We start from the raw sequence: 520 nt of genomic DNA on the forward strand, positions 1-520 counted from the left end.
GTGTATCGCGGCCCACGCCAGGCCCGCTATTACGACGATTACGGCACCAATACGCGCCAGGCCCATGTGGATGCCTGCTTCGATCGATATCGCTCCTACGACGCGCGCACCGACACCTATATCGGCAATGACGGATACCGCCATCGCTGCAACATCTGGTAGCCGCATCCCTCATGCTCAAAGCGCCCGGCTCATCACCGGGCGCTTTTTATTATGTCCCTCGCTCGACGGCTTCAGCGCGCCTTACGCACCGCCCGCTTGGTGACGACGGGCACCAGCGCCGCACGGTATTCCGACGAGCCGTGCAGATCGCCGATCATGTCGCCCTCCGGCATGCTCAAGCCATCCAGCGCTTCCGGCTCGAAACGGGCCGACAGGGCCGCTTCCGCTTCGTGCCAGCGGAAGGCCCCGTTGGAGCCCGCGCCGGTCACCGCGACGCGAACATCGCCGCCGCGCTTGGCGACATAGACGCCGCACATGGCATAGCGCGAGGCCGGGTTGCGGAACTTCTCGTAGGCCG

At 65.4% G+C, this 520-nt stretch carries 1 protein-coding gene and 1 pseudogene; one reads left to right on the top strand and one right to left on the bottom strand.

Annotation, left to right across the window (positions count from 1 at the left end):
* The first annotated feature begins 66 nt into the window (after positions 1 to 66).
* Positions 67 to 162: a BA14K family protein gene (locus NS365_RS25170; protein WP_244498542.1), complete on the top strand. Its 96-nt coding sequence runs from the start codon at positions 67 to 69 to the stop codon at positions 160 to 162.
* Between the two features lie 71 nt (positions 163 to 233).
* Here NS365_RS25170 and NS365_RS22920 read toward each other — a convergent pair.
* Positions 234 to 520 (bottom strand): annotated as a pseudogene (locus tag NS365_RS22920) (FAD binding domain-containing protein); the annotation flags it as partial.

This window comes from Aureimonas ureilytica, from assembly GCF_001475935.1.
GTDB classification, from domain to species: Bacteria; Pseudomonadota; Alphaproteobacteria; order Rhizobiales; family Rhizobiaceae; genus Aureimonas; species Aureimonas ureilytica_A.